This is a genomic window from Stenotrophomonas maltophilia (genome assembly GCF_006974125.1).
Lineage (GTDB): Bacteria > Pseudomonadota > Gammaproteobacteria > Xanthomonadales > Xanthomonadaceae > Stenotrophomonas > Stenotrophomonas maltophilia_O.
Genome location: NZ_CP037858.1, coordinates 947,286 through 964,752, shown reverse-complemented (window position 1 = coordinate 964,752; position 17,467 = coordinate 947,286). Strand labels below are relative to the sequence as shown.

The following is a 17,467-nucleotide window of genomic DNA, read 5'->3' as shown; positions in this document are numbered from 1 at the left end:
GTAGACCCCGGTGCCGACCAAGGTCGGCATCTACCAAAGCAAGTGCCGACCACGGCCGGCACCCACCGGGTTGTTGGGCTACACCACCTCGCGGCGGATGCCCACCGGCCGCGCATGCTCATCCATGTGCAGCGTAGCGGACTTGCAGCCCAGCAGCCGCTCGGCCAGGCCGGTGCTGGCGCCGAGATCGGCGGCTACTTCATTGAGGCTGGCCAATGGCCGTGGCAGGCGCCGTTCGTGGCCACGGAAACGCGCACGGTTGTACTCGGCCCAACCGATCAGCAGCACGCTTGCACACAGCAGCATCAGCGGCAGCGCGACCAGCACGTAGGGGTCGAACTGGTTCTTGCGTTCATACAGCTGCTGCCAGGCCATCTGTCCGCCGATCAGCCACGACACCAAGGTCACCAGTGGCGCCCACAGGTAGAAGTAGAACCCCCAGAACGCGAGGGTGACAAAGCCCCAGGCGGTGCGCTGGAAGCGCGGTTGATGATGTGGCTTGCGGATCATCCGCGAGTCGAAGCGGTTGGACGGGTGTTGTGCGTTCATCGGATCCCCCGGTCAGGGCTGGTCCAGGTAGCGCGCTTGCTGCGACGGCGCAGCAGGGTCTTGGGAAGCGCCACCAGGGTGGTGGAAAGGCTGATCAGCCAGTACGCCATCGGGTACCAGATGACCCAGAAGTAGTTGCGTCCAATCTGTGTTTCGTAACGACGGTCGATGATCAGGCTGCTGGCGAACTGCAGCAGGCAGACCAGGGCCAGAATCACGCCATGCCATTGCGGCAGCAGGCTGGCGATGTACAGCTGCGGCGGCATGTCGATGAGCTTGCCCAGCACCCACAACACCACGATGAACAGCATGGTGTAGGCCCAGATCACGCTCAGCACATACTCCAGCAGCACGCCCCACATGCGCCGCTCCTTCCAGTGCAGCAGTGAACGCGCATGCCGCAGCATCACTTCCACGCCGCCCTGCGCCCAGCGCAGCCGTTGCCGCCACAGGCCTTTCAGCGTTTCCGGCATCAGGATGAAGCACAGCGCGTTGGGCTCGTAGCGGATGTCCCAGTGCGCACGCTGCAGGCGCCAGCTGATGTCGATGTCCTCGGTCACCATGTCGTCCGACCACCAGCCGACCTGGTGCAGTGCGGTACGACGGAAGCCGGCGATGACCCCGGAGATCGTGAAGATGCGCCCGTAGACACGTTGCGCGCGCTTGATCATGCCGATGATCGAAGAGAACTCGGCCACCTGCAGGCGCCCGAGCAGGGTGGAACGGTTGCGGATGCGTGGGTTGCCGGTGACCGCGCCGACCCGGCTGCCACTGACCAGGTGCCAGACCATCCAGTGCAGGGCGTGTTCCTCCAGCATGGCATCGCCATCGATGCACACCAGGTACTCCGAGCGTGCCGCCAGCGCCCCCATTCGCAGCGCATTGGCCTTGCCGAGGTTGCGGTCCAGGTGCAGCACGCGCAGCCGGGGATGCTTCGCCGCCAGCACATCGAGCCGGGCGCCGGTGTCGTCACTGCTGCCATCGTCGATGGCGATTACCTCGTAGTCGGCCGGATAGCGCTGCGCCAGCGCGGCCCCCAGGGTGTCGTCCAGGTTCTCCGATTCGTTGTGGCAGGGAATCAGCAGGCTAGCGAACGGTGGATCGACCATCAACGGAGGATCATTGCGCGGCCGCGAATGGCGTTCGCGCCGGAAGTAGTAATACAGACCGCCCGACATCCAGAAGAACGCCATCACCATCGGGTAGTAGAAGGCGAACTGGAACAGGACCTGCAGCAGCGGATGCATGTCCATGTCACTTCTCCGGGTACGGGAAGTTGCCGGCGGACATCGCCGCGCGGGCATCATGGGTGGAAGGCTGGCCGGCGATGAAGTCATCCGGGTACCAGGCGAAATGGTGGACGCCCTGCGCCTGCAGCTGGCGGATCTGCGCGCGCAGACGTTCGGCGGGAATCGGCTGGCCGCTGCGCCAATCCACGGTCTGCAGTTCGAACAGGGTGTGCTGCAGCTGGGGATCGTGCGCGCGCACCGCGGCCAGCAGCTGGTCAAGCCAACGTTCCGGGTGCCTGCTGCCTTCCATCCATGGCATCGCCATCAGCGCGGTCTGGTCGTAAGCCTTGTTGAACAGGTCCAGGCGCTGTGCAAACCAGGCCTCACTCTGCGGGCGCAACACCGGCTCGGCATACAGGTTGCGCACTGTCGCCAGCTTCGGTCGCCAACGCTGCGCACTGTCACGCAGGGCCAGGGTGAAGTCGATCAGCGCCCGGGTGCGTGCGCTGCCATCGTCGCCTGCTGCCAGCGCCGGCAGTTCTGTGTCGCGCAGGTAACCATCATCATGGAAGAGCAGGCCTTCGAAGTACGAGTTGACGGCCAGATCCTCGTAGATGTCGAGCATGATCTGGCGTGCCTTCGGGTTGGTGAAGTCCAGCCGGTACATGCCGTCGGCATCACCGTTTTGGATCGCCAACGTCTTCCGCTGCACCGGATCGGGCAGCTCGAACCCGAGCACCGGCAGCCAGGCGTACACCTTCACCCCCGCGCGCGACTTCAGCTGCCAGGCGACCCGGCTGAACAGGTCCGCGCGCATCGGCATGTGCCGGTTGGGGAAGTACAGTGCGTCGGCGGTGTTGTTGCCGTCGGGGTCGGCGAAGGCCTGCAGGTAGACGTGGGTGGGCGAGATGCGCTTGACCCGCTCGATCAGCGCATCGAGGTTGCGCGCCTGCTGTGCCGGGTCCGGGTCGTATACATCATCCAGGTCGACCTGCAACGCGCGGATGCCATCGAGCGCAACGTCGCGGCGCAGCTCGTAGGCCAGGCCCTCCACGGTCGGGTTGTCGCTGACCAGGAAGCGCGCCAGCCCATGCAGGTCGCTGGCCACCGGTGTGCTGCGGCCTTCCAGATCGAAGGATACCGGCATGCCCAGCTGCTCGGCGATGTCGTTGCTCAGCTGGTTGTAGGCGGCATAGGGCCAGACGATGGCGCGCGGGCGGATGCCCAGGTGCTGCTGGATGCGCTGCACGCTGCGCGAGAGGTCGGCGCGCAGGCGTTGTTCGTACTGGGCTTCGCTTTCGTAGCTGTGGGTGGCCGGGCTGTAGACGCGGGTCACCACGGCCGGCGTGGAGTTGCCCTGTGGATTGGCAAGCACACCGTGATGCAGGTCGTCGGTATGGCTGGCCACTTCGATCAGGCCGCTGCCGTGCATCTGCTTCAGCTGCGCCCAGGTAACGAAGTCATCGTGGCCGAACGGGCGGTAGCCATAGTCGATGGTGCGCCCGGGCGCCATGTCCACGTAATCGGTGATCACTGCCACCAGCGCCGGGTAGCGGTAGGCCTGCAGCAGCGGGAACGCTTTGTCGTAGACGCTGCGCAGGCCGTCATCGAAGGTCAGCAGCACGGGCTTTGGCGGCAGCGTGGCGCGGCCCTGTGAGGCGTCGATCACCTGCGACAACGACACCGGGTGATAGCCGTGCGCACCCAGCCAATCCAGGTGCGCGGCGAAGTTCTGCGTGCTCACCGCGTAGGTATCGGCATCACCCTTGGCCGCGACCTGGTCGCGGATGTCGTGGTAGCTGAGGATCAGCAGGCCGTTGTCAATGGCATCGAGATGCAGGGCCTGCTGCGCGAACGCCGGCGGTGCGGCAGCCAGCAGCAGGAGCACGATCAGTCGCAGGATGCGGGCCATGTCACTCTCCCCAGCGCAGTGCGGCTTCGAAGCCGATATGACGCTCGCGGTGGCCGTCGTAGACCGGCCGCGACCAGCGCACGCCGTACTCGAACACGCGGCCCTGGCCCAGCTGCCATTCGTGCATGTAGGACACCGAAGGGACCAGCGCGCTGCCGAAGCCATCCTGCCAGTAGTCACCCAGCGAGACCGTCAGCCGGTGCCGGAAGTGGCGCTCGTAGTGCCGCCACAACTGCTGGTCGATGCGCATTCCGATCTCGACCATGCGGTCGCGCTTCGGGTTGAAGTAGGGCGCGTCGTCGCGGCTGCCCCGGCTGGTGTAGGCACTGGCGAGGCCATCGATCAACCAGCGTGGGCGGGTCAGCAGGCGCTGTTCAATGCTGGTGCTGAACAGTTCGCGGTGGTTGCCGTCGTCGTAGCGGAAGCGGCTGGCACCGAACGTCCAGTGGGTCAGCTCGCTGCGCCGGTAGTCCACCTGCGCGCTCACGCTGTCAGCGGTGATGCCGGCTACGCGCGCCTGCATCGAGGCTTCCGGATCGTTGCGCACGGCCACCAGCCCGGCATGCCAGTAATCGTTGAACTGCCAGCCGACACCGAGACGCAGACCGGTATCGCCGACGTGGTCGTTGGCACGCAGCGCGGCGGCTTCGGCATCCAGTCGGCCGAAGCGGTAGCGCACGCCCGCACCCAGCCACAGCGGGTCGATGCGCTGATCCTGGAAGTCGACCGAGCGCCTGTCGGCGAAGGCGAACAGCCGCCAGCGGTCGTCGAGCACCGGCGTCTGCACTTCCATGCCGTAGTGACGGTCGTTGTTGCCCAGCGGCGATGTGCCGCCGCCGCCGGAGCTGCGGCCAATGTCGGTCCATGCCTTCAGCTGCCAACCGCGATGTACGCGCCAGGCCTGGTCCATGCGCTCGACGGCGGGCTGGGTCGGGTAGCGTGCTACCAGATCGTCGTGCAGCGGCCGCGCCAGATCATCGCGTTGCAGGGCAACGTATGCCTCTTCCATGCCGAGCCGCGGCTCGATGTCGCGTGGGTCCAGCGCATGTGCCATCTGCTGGCGCTGCAGGGCCATGCGTGGCCATCCGCGCATCATGTACACGCTGCCCAGTGCGCTCTGCAGGCCGCCGTTGCCCGGTGCGATGTCGACCATCGATTCCAGGTCGTGCTGTGCGGTGCGCAGGTCGCCGCTGTAGGCGCGCACCATTGCCAGGTTCAGGTCGGCCTCGTAGCGCGACCAGTTCGCATACGGCGACTTGCCGTTGCTCCAGCGCCACGCGGGTTCCTTGTCGCGCCATGCCTGCAGCAGGTCGATGGCCTTTTCCTGCTGTTCGCTTTCCAGATAGGCGTACGCCAGTTCCGAGTGCGAGGCATCGCGCGTGGGATCGCCGGCGACGGCTGCCTGCAGCACCGGAATGGCTTCCTCCGGGTGCAGGGTGCCCATCAACGAATCGCCTACTGCGGGCAGCACGTAGTCGGGCAGAGTGTGGCCTTCGGCCTGCAGTGCCCGTGCTTCCTCGCGGACCTGCGCATGGCGGCCCAGCCGGTTGAGCAGGATCAGCCGGTCGATGCGGATCCGCAGGGGGGGCTGGGCGGGCGGTGTGCCTTCGCTGCCGAGGTAACGCTGCATGCGCGCCAGGGTCGATTCAGCCTCTTCCAGGCGGCTGTCCTCGCTGCTGCTGTAGGCCAGGCTCCACACCACCAGCTTGGCCAGGTAGTCGCCTTCCAGGCGTTGCTTCTGGGCCGCATCGAACAGCTGCGGGCGCTGCTGGTACAGCTCCCATGCGCGCCAGGCATTGCCGATGTCGCCCAGGGTCAGCACGCGCAGCTTGAACAGTAGATCGTCGTTGGGCTGTTGCTGGCTGGCACGCTCGATGGCGCCCAGCGCATCCAGCCATCGGGCCTGGTCGCGGTAGCGGCCGATCTCGGCCAGGGCCGCCTCGCGATCGGGCGGGGCAGCGCCGCTGGCCCAGGCCAGGGCAGTGCAGGCGAGGCCGACGCAAAGCGCCAGCCGGCGGTGGACAACCATTGGGGACCCCCTTGGCTTCCTGACCAGACAACTGTGAAAAATGTGACGCACATCACATGCCAGTTTTGGGGATGGCCGTGCCCTGCGTCACTCCCTTCGTGCACTCCCGTCCAGCAAGGACGGGTACAACCCGGACAGCGACCTGCAATGTCTTGTCTGAAGCGAGAATCCCCCGCACACCGAGTGGTGGCCTGGGCGGCCAGGCCGCCCCCATGCCCAATGCCGGCACGCGGCAAGGATGGGCATTCGTGGGCACTATCCGCCCGGAATTGTCAGTCCGGCGTCAATTTTCCTGGAATGGCTGACCAGCGGCAGGCGGGGCCGGCGCGCGGCCCCTCAACGGCTTACCAGAGGTCTTCCAGCTTGCGTGGCTTGCAGGCCACCCAGGAGGCGCACAGCATCAGGGTGGCGCAGCCGAACAGGAAGCTGAACGGGAGTGTCCAGCCGTCGCTGACCGTGTGCAGCCAGCCGACCAGGAACGGCCCCAGGCAGCTGAAGCTGTAGCCCACGCCCTGCATGAAGCCGGACAGCGCCGCCGAGCCGGTGGGGGTGCGCGTGCGCAGGTTGATCAGGGTCAGCGCCAGCGGGAAGGTGGACGGACCGACGCCGAGCAGGCAGGCCCACAGCAGCGGGGCCTTCATCGGTGCCAGCAGCAGGCCGGTGAAGGCGATCACGAACGAGAAGAAACCGATCAGCACCAGCGGGAACGGGTTCTGCAAGCGCACCGCCATCGATGGGATGACCAGCGACGGCAGCAGGCCCAGTGCCGAGAACACGGCCACCATCACGCCGCCGAACGCGGGCGTGCCCCCGGCCTCGACCACGATGCGCGGCAGCCAGGTGAACATCGAATAGGTCATCAGCGAGGTCATGCCGAACATCAGCGTCATGCTCCAGCCCAGCGACGTGCGCCAGACCTTGCCGTGCGGTTGTGCGGTGGGGTCGGTGGCGTCGGCCAGCGGCTTCGGCGCGCGACTGGCCAGCAGCAGCCACGGCAGTGCGGCGGCGAGCGCCAGCAGCGCCCACATGCCCAGCGATACGCGCCAGCCCGCAGCATTGGCCACCGGTACCGCCAGCAGTGCCGGCAGCATCGTGCCCAGCTGCAGCACGCTGATGTACAGCGTGCTCATGGTGCCGACCTTGTTGGCGAAATAGCGCTTCACCAGCGGCGGCACCACCACGTTGCCGATGCCCATGCCAGCCAGTGCCAGCACCGAACCGAGCAGCAGCGTGCCGACGTTGCCGGCGCTGGAGCGCAGAAGCAGGCCGGCCATCGCCATCACCATCGCCAGCAGGGTGGTGCGTTCCAGGCCCAGGCGCCGCGCCAGTGCCGGCGTGGCCACGCCGAACAGCGCGAACGAGGCGGTCGGCAGCATGCCCAGCACGCCGGTCATGGTGGTACCGAAGCCGAACTGCTGGCCGAGCACGTCCAGCAGCGGGGTGATCGAGGTGACCGCAGTGCGCAGGTTGACCGCTGCCAGCAGGATCGCGGCAAACGCGAGGACACGACCGTGCAGCAGCGACGGCGAATCGGAAGTGGAGGAACTCATCGGTGGTCCTTGCAGGTGTCGCACGCCGCAGCAACGGCATGCAGCGCCGGCATCGGTCTACGCCGAAGCGGCTGGTGGGGGTGGGGGCTGCAGGCGGGCCGGCAGCGCGGCCATTGTACGTGCGCTGCCTGGCAAGGTCCCGTCATGCGGGTGGGCTGGCGCTTGATACAAAAAAACCCGGAGGACAGTGATGTCTTCCAGGCTTCTTGGTGACCACCGAGGTGGTCGGGGAGACAGGATTCGAACCTGCGACCTCTACGTCCCGAACGTAGCGCTCTACCAGACTGAGCTACACCCCGAAGGGAGCCGCCTATTCTAGCGATTCACCCCGATGGCGGCAAGGGGTGAATGCTGTTTTCTTCACACTGCCGAAGCAGTGCCACTTCAGGGAACAAAAAAGCCTGGACGACTTCACCAGGCTTCAATGCGACCACGTGAGTGGTCGGGGAGACAGGATTCGAACCTGCGACCTCTACGTCCCGAACGTAGCGCTCTACCAGACTGAGCTACACCCCGAAGGAGCCGCCTAAGATACCGTGTGAAGGCCAAGGCGGCAAGGCTTTTTTACAGCTCAGCGACGATTTTCCTTCTCGATGCGGTTCTGCTCGCGGGCTTCGAACCACATGCCGTTGAGGATGGCCACCGTCGAGGCGAGGCCGGCACCGAGAATCCAGGCGAAATACCACATGATCAGTCTCCTTCATTCCGGGTAGGTGCCGGCCGTTGGCCGGCACACGTGCAAGCAATCAATACGCGTTGGGGTTGTTGCCCATCTCTTCGGTGGTGGTCTTGCCCTTCAGCACGCGGTACACCCAAGTGGTGTAACCGATGATGATCGGCAGGAACACCGCCGTGGCCAGCAGCATGATCCACAGGGTCAGGTGGCTGGACGAGGCGTCCCACACGGTCAGGCTGGAGGTGGGCTGGCTGGAGGACGGCAGCAGGAACGGGAAGATGGCGAAGCCGACGGTCAGGATGATGCCGGCGATGGCCGCACCGGAGGCGATGAAGGCCAGGCCACCACGACGGGCACGCAGCAGCACCGCGCTGGCCAGCAGGCCCGCCAGGCCGAGCAGTGGGGCCAGGATCGTGGCCGGTATCGTGCTGTAGTTGCGCATCCAGCCACCGGCGGCGCCGAGTTCGGCGGTCTTCAGCAGCGGATTGGTGGCGCCATCTGTGACCACCTGCGAGGTGATCTGGTACCCCGGCAGGCCGAAGGCCACCCATGCGCCGCCCACGGCGAACAGCACGAAGGCGATGATCGCAGCGATGCTGCCAAAGCGGGCTGCACGTTCGGCCACCGGGCCGTCGGTCTTCAGTACCAGCATGGCGGCACCGTGGGCGACCAGCATGGACACGCTGAGCAGGCCGGCCAACAGTGCGAAGGGCATCAGCAGGCCGAAGAACGAGCCGGTGTAGAAGATGCGCATGCTGTCATCGAAGTGGAACGGCACGCCCAGCAGTACGTTGCCCACCGCCACGCCCATGATCAGCGCCGGGATGAAGCCGCCGATGAACAGCGCCCAGTCCCAGGTGTTGCGCCAGCGCTCGCTCGGCATCTTGCTGCGGAACTTGAAGCCGACCGGACGCAGGATCAGGGCGAACAGGATCACGAACATCGCCAGGTAGAAGCCGGAGAAGCTGACCGCATACAGCGGCGGCCAGGCGGCGAAGATCGCACCGCCACCGAGCACCAGCCACACCTGGTTGCCTTCCCAGACCGGGCCGATGGTGTTGATCACCAGCCGGCGCTCGGCGTCATTGCGGGCAACGAAGGGCAGCAGGGTGCCCACGCCCAGGTCGAAACCGTCCATCACGGCGAAACCGATCAGCAGGATGCCGAGCAGCAGCCACCAGATCACGCGCAGCGTGGTGTAGTCCAGAAGAATGAAATCCATCTTGGTTCTCCTGCCTCAGGCCTGGCCGGCGGCCGGCGCCGAGGCATTGTGGGAAGCATGCGGCTGGGGGGACTGCAGCGACGGCAGCACCTCGTCCGGACCCTTGCGGATCGCCTTGAGCATCAGCTTGATCTCGACCACGATCAGCGCGGTGTAGATCGCGGTGAAGCCGGCCAGGGTCAGCACGATTTCGTGCAGGGCCAGGCCCGATGCCGCATAGAAGGTCGGCAGCACGCCATCCACCGCCCACGGCTGGCGACCGTACTCGGCCACGAACCAGCCGCACTCGATCGCGATCCACGGCGCCGGCAGCGTCCACAGGGCCAGGCGCAGGAACCAGCGCTTGTCCTGGAAGTTGTTGCGGCAGGAGTAGTAGAAGGCCAGCGCGAAGAACGCGATCAAGTAGAAGCCGAGACCGGCCATCACGCGGAAGGTCCAGAACAGCGGCATCACGCGCGGCACGGTGTCCATCGCCGCCTGCGAGATTTCCTGCGGGGTGGCGTTGAGGATGTCGTCGCGGTAGCGCTTGAGCAGCAGGCCGTGGCCCAGGTCCTGCCAGTGGCGGTCGAACATCTCGCGTGCTTCAACGTCGTTCTTGTTGGCGCGCAGGCGTTCCAATGCACCGTAGGCCAGCTGGCCGCCGCGCACGCGGTGTTCGGCGCGCTCGACCAGTTCCAGGATGCCCGGAATCGGCTGGTTCAACGAACGGGTGGCGATCAGGCCCATCAGGTACGGGATCTTCACCGCGTAGTCGTTCTGGTGGGTTTCCTGGTTCGGGATGCCGAAGGCGGTGAAGTCGGCCGGTGCACGCTCGGTTTCCCACATCGCTTCGATCGCGGCCAGCTTCATCTTCTGGTGTTCGCTGGCGGCGTAACCGCTCTCGTCACCCAGCACCACCACCGACAGCGAGGACAGCAGGCCGAACGCAGCCGCCACCGCGAACGAACGACGGGCCAGGTCCTTGTGCTTGTTGCGCAGCAGGAACAGGGCACTGATCGCCATCACGAACACCGCACCGGTCACGTAGCCGGCACTGACGGTATGCACGAACTTGGCCTGTGCCACCGGATTGAACACCACGGCCATGAAGTCGACGACTTCCATGCGCATGGTTTCCGGGTTGAACACCGCACCGGTCGGGTTCTGCATCCAGCCGTTGGCGATCAGGATCCAGATCGCCGACAGGTTGGTACCCAGCGCCATCAGCCAGGTCACCATGAGGTGCTTGACCTTGCTCAGGCGGTTCCAGCCGAAGAAGAACAGGCCGACGAAGGTGGCTTCCAGGAAGAATGCCATCAGGCCTTCGATCGCCAGCGGCGCACCGAAGATGTCACCCACGTAGTGGCTGTAGTAGGACCAGTTCATGCCGAACTGGAATTCCATGACGATGCCGGTGGCAACACCCATGGCGAAGTTGATGCCGAACAGGACGCCCCAGAACAGGGTCATCCTGCGCCAGATCTCCTTGCCGGTCATCACGTACACGCTCTCCATGATGGCCACCATGAAGGACAGGCCGAGGGTGAGCGGTACGAATAGGAAGTGGTACATCGCGGTCAGCGCGAATTGCAGCCGCGACAGTTCTACGACTGTCTGATCAATCATGGCCTGGCTACCTCGTTGGATAGTGCCGTTGCAGGTGGCGGGAAGGGTGGTCTACGACGTGAATGATGTGACCGACTACTTCAAACAGCCTTGATCCAGATCAATGTATGAACAGGTGCCCCGGTTGATCGTATGCCAACCTGATGAAGACTGCGACCGCCGGCCGCAGGGGCGGGCTGTTGCCTGCGCCTACAATGCCGTGTCTCCCCCGATGCCCGTGAAGACCCCTTGAGCGCTGCCGAAACGACCCCTGACGGCCTTTCCCCGGAAGCTGAAACCGCCCGCCAGCGGCGCGTACGCGCGGCCTGGCTGGCTGATCTGGCGCGCGCCGCTCGAGGCCGCCAGCGCCTGGCGGCGCTGTGCATCAGCCTGTCCGGAGCGCTGCTGATCGGCCAGGCTGCCGCCATTGCCTGGCTGGTGCAGCAGGTGCTGGTAGAGCGCGCGCCGTTGGCATCGGGCCTGCCGGTGCTGGGTGGGCTGGCGGCGATCCTGGTCGTGCGCACGTTGCTGGGCAGTGCCACCCAGGCGGCTGCCGGTGATGTGGCCGATGCCGCGCGGCTGGCCCTGCGCGAGCGCGTGTTCGCGCGACTGCTCGGGCATGGCCCGCTGTGGCTGCGGCAACGCCGCACCGGTGAGCTGGGCGAACTGATGCTGCATCACGGCGATGCGATCGAGAGCTATTACAGTGGCTTCCTGCCGGTGCGCACCGAAGTGGTGGTGGTGCCACTGCTGATCCTGGCCGCGGTGGCCTGGGTGGACTGGGTGGTGGCGCTGATCCTGCTGTTCACCGCGCCACTGGTGCCGTTCTTCATGATGCTGGTGGGCTGGGGCGCCGAAGCCGCCGGGCGCGCGCAGCTGGGCGAACTGGCGCGGATGAGCGGCCACTTCGCTGATCGCATCAAGGGCCTGGGCCTGCTGCGCCTGTATGGCCGTGGCGAGGCCGAGCTGGAAGGTATCGAGGCCGCCGCCGAAGGGGTGCGCGTGCGCACCCTGAAGGTGCTGCGCATCGCCTTCCTGTCGTCCACGGTACTGGAATTCTTCGCCTCGGTGAGCGTGGCAATGGTCGCGTTGTACCTGGGCCTGAGCTACCTGGGCATGATGTCGCTGCATTCGATGGTGCCGACGTTGGGCGCGGGCCTGTTCTGCCTGCTGCTGGCACCGGAGTTCTACGCGCCGCTGCGGCGGTTGGCCGCGCATTACCACGACCGTGCCAATGCACTGGCCGCTGCCGCCGAAGTAGAGCGCCTGCTGCAGTCGCTGCCCGAGGAGCAGGGCTTGATCGAAAGCGAGGTTGCACCGCTGGCGGTGGAACCGGCCGAGGCTGCCCTGCCGCCGCTGCAGGCGCAGGGGCTGGTGCTGCGCCCGCTGGGTGCGCCGCACGATGTGCTGCAGGATCTGGATGTGCTGCTGGAACCGGGCCAACGGCTGGCCCTGGTCGGCCCCAGCGGGTCCGGCAAAAGCACGCTGCTGGAAGCGCTGGCCGGCTGGCTGCCGCCGCGTGCCGGCAAACTGCAGCTGCGTCCTGGTGTGCAGGTGGCCTATGCAAGCCAGCGCCCGTACCTGTTCCACGGCAGCATTGCCGACAACCTGCGCCTGGCCGATCCCGGTGCCAGCGATGCGCGGTTGCGCGCAGTGGCCGAGGCCTCGCAGGTGCTGCAGTTCGCGCAGCGCCTGCCGCAGGGACTGGATACTGTGATCGGTGAGCGCGGCTTCGGTCTGTCCGGTGGTGAAGCACGCCGCATCGGCCTGGCCCGCCTGCTGCTGCGCGACCCGCAGGTGCTGCTGCTGGACGAACCCACTGCGTTCCTCGATGCCGATACCGAAGCCGCGCTGCTGCGCAGCCTGGCCGCCTATGCCCGCGGGCGCAGCGTGGTGGTCGCCACCCACAGCCCGGCGGTGATCGCCTGGGCCGACCGCTGCCTGCTGTTGCCGGAAGGCCGCCTGGTGGAACCGTCACAGGCGGTGCGCGCATGAGCCGTTCGCCCGATTCGCTGCGCGCCGTGTTCCTCCGCCATCGTCCGCGCCTGTTGCTGACCGTGCTGCTGCTGTGGACCACGATGCTGGCAGGCACCGCACTGCTGGGCCTGTCCGGTGGTTTCCTCACTGCAGCCGCGCTGGCCGGTGCGGCGGGCCTGGGGCAGGGATTCAATTTCTTCTCGCCATCGGCGGGTATCCGCGGCTTGACCATGGCGCGCATCGTGTCGCGCTACTTCGAAAAGCTGGTCGGTCACGATGCCACGCTGCGCATCGCCCGCGATCTGCGCGTGTGGTTCTTCCGCCGCGCGCTGCCACTCGCACCGGCGCGGTTGGGTGCCACGCGTACCGGCGAACTGCTGGCACGCCTGCTGGGTGACATCAATGAGGTGGATGGCCTGCTGGTGCGTGCGATCGGGCCGCTGGTGGCATTGGGTGCGCTGACGCTGGTGGCGGTTGTATCGGCGGCGCTGATCCTGCCGGCGGCCGCGGTGCTGCTGGCGGTGCTCGCCTTGCTGATCGCCTTCGGCGTGCCGTGGCTGGGCGTGCGTGGCCACGACGATGAAGAGGCGGACCGTGCCGCGCATCGCGCTGCCCTGCGTACCGCGGCCTTCGAAGGACTGGAAGGCGCGGGTGACCTGGCCGCGTTGCACGCCGATGCAGCGTGGCAGTTGAAGGTGCGCGTGGCTGCCAAGCAGCTGGCTTCTCGGGATCGCCGTCGGCGCTGGCGCCTGATCGCGGCCTCGACCCTGCATGGCCTGGTCGCCGGGCTGGGGCTGGTGGCGATGCTGGCACTGGCCCTGCATGCGGCCGAACAGCAGCGCATTCCGCCGGAAATGGCGGCGGGCCTGGTGTTCCTTACCGTGGCACTGATCGAACTGTGGGCGGGCATGGGCCTGGCCTGGCAGTCGCTGCAGTCCGGGCGCATCGCCGCCGATCGCCTGCAGGCCATCGTCGAGCAACCGCCGACGGTGGAGGATCCGCAGGCGCCGCAGGCGGTGCCGCAGGCCGCGCGCGTGCATTGGGATGACGTGCATTTCCAGTGGCCGGGTGCAGCGCGGCCGGTGTTGTCCGGCCTGCAGCTGACCCTGGCGCCGGGCGAGCGCATCGCGATTCGCGGCGACAGCGGCAGCGGCAAGACCACGCTGTCGAGCCTGCTGTTGCGGCTATGGGATCCGCAGCAGGGACGGCTGACCTACGGTGGCCGCGATCTGCGTGATTTCGCCCAGGCCGACTGGCACCGGCAACTGGCGTGGCTGCCGCAGAACGCGCCGGTGTTTGCCGGCAGTGTGGCCGAGAACCTGCGATTGGGTGATCCCGATGCCAGCGACGCAGCGTTGTGGGCGGTGCTGCGTCGCGTGCGCCTGGGCGAATGGGCCGAGCGCAACGGCGGCCTGCAGACCTGGGTGGGCGAGAACGGCGCGACGATGTCGGCCGGCCAGGCACGACGTCTGGCGCTGGCGCGTGCGCTGCTGCGCAATGCGCCGATCCTGCTGCTGGACGAACCGACCGAAGGCCTGGATGTGGATACCGCACGTGCGTTGCTGCAGGACCTTTCCGGGTTGCTGGACGGGCGCAGCCTGTTGATGATCACCCACGACGACCTGCCCGAAGGCGTGGTCGATGCGCAGTACCGCCTGCGTGACGGCGTCCTGGCGCGGGAAACGTGAATGGTAGTGCCGGCCGCTGGCCGGCAACCTCATGGGCTTCACACCGATACGTGATTGCCGGCCAGCGGCCGGCACTACCGGTTCGAACGGTTACCGCGAGAACTCGCGCAGCATCACCGCGATCGAGGCCACGTTGGCCAGCACGCACAGCCAGAACACCCACTGGAACGCGGCTTTGCGGTGCTTGTGGCGGAACATCGCCTGGCCCAGCAGCGCGCCAGGCCAACCGCCGGCAAAGGCCAGCAACTGCAATGTGCGCTCGGGAATGCGCGACTGCTTTCGCTGCGCCGCACGCTTGTCGTGGCCGTACAGGCCGAACGACACCGCGCTGGCCAGCAGGCACCAACCACCCAGCCACAGTGGCAGCACGCCGCTGATCATCAGCGCGACCAACGCGCCGAACGCGGCCAGCGCGAGATTACGCCGCCATGCCACTTACAGCGCGTCGAGGAAGCCGCGCACGGCCGGGCCGAAACGCTCGAAATCGACGAGGAAGGCATCGTGGCCCTGCGGCGACTCCAGGCCGATGAAGCGCGCATCGGCGCCGCCGGCACGGAGGCCGTCGGCGACCTGTTGCTGCTGCTGCACCGGGAACAGGATGTCGGTGTTGGCGCCGATCGCCAGCGCCTTCTCCACCCGGATCTTCGCCAGCCCGGCCAGCACGTCGCCGTCGGCATACTCAGCCAGGTCGAACCAGTCCATCGAGCGGCTGAGGTACAGATAGCAGTTGGGATCGAAGAAACGCACGAAGCGCCGTGCGTGGCCTTCCAGATAGCTTTCCACCTGGAATTCCAGGCCGAACGGATCGTCATCGGTCTGGTCCGAATCCAGCCGCACACGGCCGAAGCGGCCATCCCATTCCAGGGCGGAGCGGTAGGTGATCACGCCCAACTTGCGCGCCATGCGCATGCCGGACTCGGGGTATTCGGCATCGTCGTAGTGGCCACCGTTCCAGCGCGGATCAAGACGGATCGCCTCGCGCTGCAGCGAACGGATCGCGATCGAGAAGGGAAGCGCCTGCGCACTGCCGGAAATGTTGACGTGGCTGCGCGCGATGCCCGGGTGCAGCATCAGCACGGCCAGTGCGGTCATGCCGCCCATCGAATTGCCGACCACGCAGGCCAGCTGTTCGATGCCCAGGGCACGCACGACTTCGATCGCGGCGCGCGCGCCGTCTTCGATCGACAGCTCGGGGAAGTCGAGGCGATACGGTTCGCCTGTGGTCGGATTGAGCGAAGCGGGGCCGGTGGAGCCTTTGCAGCTGCCCAGCGAGTTCACGCAGACCACGAACCAGCGGTCGGTATCGATCGGCTTACCGGGACCAACCATGCCTTCCCACCAGCCCGGCGCCGGATCGGCGTCGTTGGCCGCTGCGTGCGCATCCGGCGAAAGGCCGGTCACGATCAGGATCGCGTTGCCTGCGTCGGCCGCCAGTGTTCCCCAGGTTTCATAGGCCACGCGCGCGCCGTGCAGGGCGCCGCCGCGCTTGAACGGGAAGGGCGAGGGCAGGGCGTGGAAGCGGCTGCCGGGCGGGATGAATTCAGTCATGCGGGCATTCTACCGGTGGTGGGTACGCATGCATCCGCCGGGCCATGCCCGGCGAGCGCAGCGGCACGGGATTTACGGGAACCGCAGCTCCACCAGGCCGTCATGCGGCAGGCTCACCTTCACCGGCACGCTCTGCAGGTCGCCCTCGCTGCGGTTGGCGCTACCGGTACGCGAGATGCGTGCCAGCACTTCCACCTCGCGATGTGCCGACAGCGGTGCGGTTGGCATCGGACTGTCACCGTCGCCCAGCCCGACCGTGGCCGGGAAGCCGGCCAGCGGCAGCTTGCGAGCGGCCACCGGCATCGGCGGTCCACCCACGGCGCGGGCCAGCACGAACACCTGGGTGCTGGCTGGCCACTCGTTCGCCTTCATTGCAGGCAGCTGCACGCGTACCTGCAGCAGTGCCGCCGCCGCAGGGGCAGTACCTGGCGTCTGGCCTGCGGCTTCGCGGGCGATGGCGATCTGCGCCTGCAGTGCCTGCGCGGCACCCGGCTCCAGTCGCGGCAGCAGGCTGCTCCAGACGTCGGCGGCTTCGGCATTCCGGCCCCGCTGGCGCAGGGCGATGCCCAGCAGCCAGCTGGTGCGCTCGGCATCGGGTGCCAGCGTGCGCGCCTGCTGCAGCCATGCCATTGCGGTGTCATCGAACTGCTTGCCGGCATCGGCCTGCGCACGTGCCTGTGCGGCTTCCACCAGTACGCCCGGATCATCCGGTGCCAATGCTGCGGCACGCGCGAACGCGTCCGCCGCAGCTGAGGTATTGCCCAGTTCGGCCTGCGAACGACCCAGCAGGGTCCAGCCATCGGCCCGCTGTGGGTCACGCTTCAACGCATCCTGCAGGGCCTGCACGCCATCGCGCAGGGTGGCCACCGACGGCGGCGGCTGCACCTGCGCAGCACGTGGATCACCGACCAGAAGGTAAAGGCAGGCGCCGGCCACGCCGAGCGCAATCACGCCCACCGCGAAACCACGACGACCGTGGTGGCGCAACGGCCACAGCACCAGCGCTGCCATCAGCGCAGCAACCAGCCCGGCCAGCAGCGGCAGCCAATGGCTCACCATCCGTCTCCTTCTTCGGCCTTGCCGGCCGGTGCTGCGCCAACGGTACGGCCACGGCGGCGGACAATGCCCAGTACCACCAGTGCGCCGGCGCCGAGCATCAGCAGGGGACCGCCCCACAGCAGCCAGGTGCCCGGCTGCAACGGTGGCTGATAGAGCACGAACTCACCGTAGCGCGCGACCAGGAACTGCTTGATCTGCGCGTCGTCGTGGCCCTGCTGCATCAGCTGCAGCACCTCGCGGCGCAGGTCCTGGGCGATCTGTGCGTTGGAATCGGCCAGCGACTGGTTCTGGCACTGCACGCAGCGCAGCTGCGCGGCCAGGTCGTGGAAGCGGCGTTCTTCGGCGCCATCGCGGAACTGCAGCGGCTGCGGATCATGCAGCGGCTGCTGTGCCACCACGGCCAGCGGCAGCATCAGGAACAGCAGCACCAGCAGCCAGCGCATG

The 17,467-nt window shown here is 67.0% G+C and carries 14 protein-coding genes and 2 tRNA genes; 2 read left to right on the top strand and 14 right to left on the bottom strand.

The features are described 5' to 3' along the window. Positions 1 to 78: 78 nt before the first annotated feature. The 10 genes from pgaD to EZ304_RS04420 all read right to left on the bottom strand — a co-directional run bounded on the left by pgaD (position 79) and on the right by EZ304_RS04420 (position 10,772). Complete coding sequence (pgaD, locus tag EZ304_RS04465) at positions 79 to 549, bottom strand: poly-beta-1,6-N-acetyl-D-glucosamine biosynthesis protein PgaD (RefSeq protein ID WP_099551859.1); 471 nt, start codon at positions 547 to 549, stop codon at positions 79 to 81. Beyond that, complete coding sequence (gene pgaC, locus EZ304_RS04460; RefSeq protein ID WP_099551858.1) at positions 546 to 1,802, bottom strand: poly-beta-1,6-N-acetyl-D-glucosamine synthase; 1,257 nt, start codon at positions 1,800 to 1,802, stop codon at positions 546 to 548. The genes pgaD and pgaC overlap by 4 nt, the downstream gene beginning before the upstream one ends. Before the next feature lies 1 nt (position 1,803). Then, positions 1,804 to 3,690, bottom strand: coding sequence for a poly-beta-1,6-N-acetyl-D-glucosamine N-deacetylase PgaB (gene pgaB / locus EZ304_RS04455; protein WP_099551857.1), 1,887 nt, complete (start codon positions 3,688 to 3,690; stop codon positions 1,804 to 1,806). A 1-nt stretch (position 3,691) separates the two neighbouring features. Next, positions 3,692 to 5,719, bottom strand: coding sequence for a poly-beta-1,6 N-acetyl-D-glucosamine export porin PgaA (gene pgaA, locus EZ304_RS04450; RefSeq protein ID WP_142806398.1), 2,028 nt, complete (start codon positions 5,717 to 5,719; stop codon positions 3,692 to 3,694). A gap of 344 nt (positions 5,720 to 6,063) precedes the next feature. Next, on the bottom strand, positions 6,064 to 7,269 hold the full coding sequence (locus EZ304_RS04445) for a CynX/NimT family MFS transporter (RefSeq protein ID WP_142806397.1): 1,206 nt from the start codon (positions 7,267 to 7,269) through the stop codon (positions 6,064 to 6,066). A gap of 222 nt (positions 7,270 to 7,491) precedes the next feature. Beyond that, positions 7,492 to 7,568: transfer RNA gene (locus tag EZ304_RS04440), tRNA-Pro, on the bottom strand. A 140-nt stretch (positions 7,569 to 7,708) separates the two neighbouring features. Next, positions 7,709 to 7,785 (bottom strand) — tRNA-Pro (locus tag EZ304_RS04435). A 55-nt stretch (positions 7,786 to 7,840) separates the two neighbouring features. Continuing rightward, complete coding sequence (cydX, locus tag EZ304_RS04430; RefSeq protein ID WP_005410354.1) at positions 7,841 to 7,957, bottom strand: cytochrome bd-I oxidase subunit CydX; 117 nt, start codon at positions 7,955 to 7,957, stop codon at positions 7,841 to 7,843. Positions 7,958 to 8,015: 58 nt separating this feature from the next. Then, positions 8,016 to 9,167, bottom strand: a complete 1,152-nt coding sequence (gene cydB / locus EZ304_RS04425) for a cytochrome d ubiquinol oxidase subunit II (RefSeq protein WP_142806396.1) — start codon at positions 9,165 to 9,167, stop codon at positions 8,016 to 8,018. Positions 9,168 to 9,182: 15 nt separating this feature from the next. Then, positions 9,183 to 10,772: a cytochrome ubiquinol oxidase subunit I gene (locus EZ304_RS04420; protein ID WP_049443555.1), complete on the bottom strand. Its 1,590-nt coding sequence runs from the start codon at positions 10,770 to 10,772 to the stop codon at positions 9,183 to 9,185. Positions 10,773 to 11,000: 228 nt separating this feature from the next. On the opposite strand from EZ304_RS04420, the gene cydD reads away from it, so the two are divergent. Together cydD and cydC are read left to right on the top strand one after the other, a co-directional pair. Beyond that, positions 11,001 to 12,746, top strand: a complete 1,746-nt coding sequence (gene cydD, locus EZ304_RS04415; protein ID WP_142806395.1) for a thiol reductant ABC exporter subunit CydD — start codon at positions 11,001 to 11,003, stop codon at positions 12,744 to 12,746. After that, complete coding sequence (cydC, locus tag EZ304_RS04410; protein ID WP_099551852.1) at positions 12,743 to 14,416, top strand: thiol reductant ABC exporter subunit CydC; 1,674 nt, start codon at positions 12,743 to 12,745, stop codon at positions 14,414 to 14,416. Before cydD ends, cydC begins: the two co-directional genes overlap by 4 nt. Positions 14,417 to 14,506: 90 nt before the next feature. Here the strand turns inward: cydC and EZ304_RS04405 are convergent, their stop codons facing one another. The 4 genes from EZ304_RS04405 to EZ304_RS04390 all read right to left on the bottom strand — a co-directional run bounded on the left by EZ304_RS04405 (position 14,507) and on the right by EZ304_RS04390 (position 17,466). Then, on the bottom strand, positions 14,507 to 14,851 hold the full coding sequence (locus EZ304_RS04405; RefSeq protein WP_142806394.1) for a DUF1294 domain-containing protein: 345 nt from the start codon (positions 14,849 to 14,851) through the stop codon (positions 14,507 to 14,509). Next, complete coding sequence (metX, locus tag EZ304_RS04400; protein WP_142806393.1) at positions 14,852 to 15,964, bottom strand: homoserine O-acetyltransferase MetX; 1,113 nt, start codon at positions 15,962 to 15,964, stop codon at positions 14,852 to 14,854. Positions 15,965 to 16,036: 72 nt separating this feature from the next. Then, positions 16,037 to 17,023 (bottom strand): tetratricopeptide repeat protein, encoded by a 987-nt coding sequence (locus EZ304_RS04395; RefSeq protein WP_142806392.1) that lies wholly within the window; start codon positions 17,021 to 17,023, stop codon positions 16,037 to 16,039. Continuing rightward, a complete protein-coding gene (locus EZ304_RS04390) occupies positions 17,017 to 17,466 on the bottom strand; it encodes a cytochrome c-type biogenesis protein (protein WP_142806391.1) in 450 nt (149 codons plus the stop codon). The genes EZ304_RS04395 and EZ304_RS04390 overlap by 7 nt, the downstream gene beginning before the upstream one ends. Position 17,467: the final 1 nt, after the last annotated feature.

Excerpts from the sequence above, each read along its gene's own strand:
- EZ304_RS04445 (WP_142806397.1), bottom strand. The coding sequence starts at position 7,269 with ATGAGTTCCTCCACTTCCGATTCGCCGTCGCTGCTGCACGGTCGTGTC.
- EZ304_RS04420 (WP_049443555.1), bottom strand. The coding sequence starts at position 10,772 with ATGATTGATCAGACAGTCGTAGAACTGTCGCGGCTGCAATTCGCGCTG.
- cydB (WP_142806396.1), bottom strand. The coding sequence starts at position 9,167 with ATGGATTTCATTCTTCTGGACTACACCACGCTGCGCGTGATCTGGTGG.
- pgaC (WP_099551858.1), bottom strand. The coding sequence starts at position 1,802 with ATGGACATGCATCCGCTGCTGCAGGTCCTGTTCCAGTTCGCCTTCTAC.
- EZ304_RS04395 (WP_142806392.1), bottom strand. The coding sequence starts at position 17,023 with ATGGTGAGCCATTGGCTGCCGCTGCTGGCCGGGCTGGTTGCTGCGCTG.
- cydC (WP_099551852.1), top strand. The coding sequence starts at position 12,743 with ATGAGCCGTTCGCCCGATTCGCTGCGCGCCGTGTTCCTCCGCCATCGT.
- pgaD (WP_099551859.1), bottom strand. The coding sequence starts at position 549 with ATGAACGCACAACACCCGTCCAACCGCTTCGACTCGCGGATGATCCGC.
- pgaB (WP_099551857.1), bottom strand. The coding sequence starts at position 3,690 with ATGGCCCGCATCCTGCGACTGATCGTGCTCCTGCTGCTGGCTGCCGCA.
- cydX (WP_005410354.1), bottom strand. The coding sequence starts at position 7,957 with ATGTGGTATTTCGCCTGGATTCTCGGTGCCGGCCTCGCCTCGACGGTG.
- metX (WP_142806393.1), bottom strand. The coding sequence starts at position 15,964 with ATGACTGAATTCATCCCGCCCGGCAGCCGCTTCCACGCCCTGCCCTCG.
- pgaA (WP_142806398.1), bottom strand. The coding sequence starts at position 5,719 with ATGGTTGTCCACCGCCGGCTGGCGCTTTGCGTCGGCCTCGCCTGCACT.
- EZ304_RS04390 (WP_142806391.1), bottom strand. The coding sequence starts at position 17,466 with ATGCGCTGGCTGCTGGTGCTGCTGTTCCTGATGCTGCCGCTGGCCGTG.